This is a genomic window from Microbacterium sp. 2RAF4 (assembly GCF_052115285.1).
In the GTDB taxonomy this organism is placed as follows: Bacteria; Actinomycetota; Actinomycetes; order Actinomycetales; family Microbacteriaceae; genus Microbacterium; species Microbacterium oxydans.
In genome coordinates this window covers 1-439 of sequence record NZ_JBFRGI010000016.1, presented here as the reverse complement: position 1 = coordinate 439, position 439 = coordinate 1, and the positions used below count along the sequence as shown (strand labels likewise).

At 65.6% G+C, this 439-nt stretch carries 1 protein-coding gene; it reads right to left on the bottom strand.

Going from position 1 to position 439, the window contains the following annotated elements; genetic code table 11:
- Positions 1-352, bottom strand: a 352-nt coding sequence (locus tag AB4070_RS18570; protein WP_441981407.1) for an MFS transporter, incomplete at its 3' end; no start/stop codon positions are given.
- Between the last annotated feature and the right edge of the window lie 87 nt (positions 353-439).

Below are 439 nucleotides of genomic sequence, written 5' to 3'. Positions count from 1 at the left end.
GCACCGCCACGAGCGCATAGAGCAGCCACACGTTGCCCACTTCCAGCCACGCCTGGATGGCCAGCGCGGCGGTGGTCAGCCAGAGGACGGACGACGCCAGGAGTGCTACGGTGCGGCGGTCATGGGCGTCGGCGATCGAGCCGCCCAGGAGGCCCCCAAAGACCAGCGGCACGAGGGCGAAGAGACTCAGCAGGCCCACGTAGAGGCTGTCCTGGGTCAGCCGGTAGACCTCCAGGCTGACCGCCACCAGGGTCAGTTGGCTGCCCAGGGCGGAGACGGCGGACCCAAGCCACAGACGGCGGAAGGCGGGACTTTCACGCAACGGCGTGATGTCCGCCAACAATTTCTCCACCGGGCAACTCTAGTGGCGAACCGGGAGTGCCCTGTGACACGGCCGGACAATATTAGCCACGCCTTATTGTGAGGCAGTCATAATAAG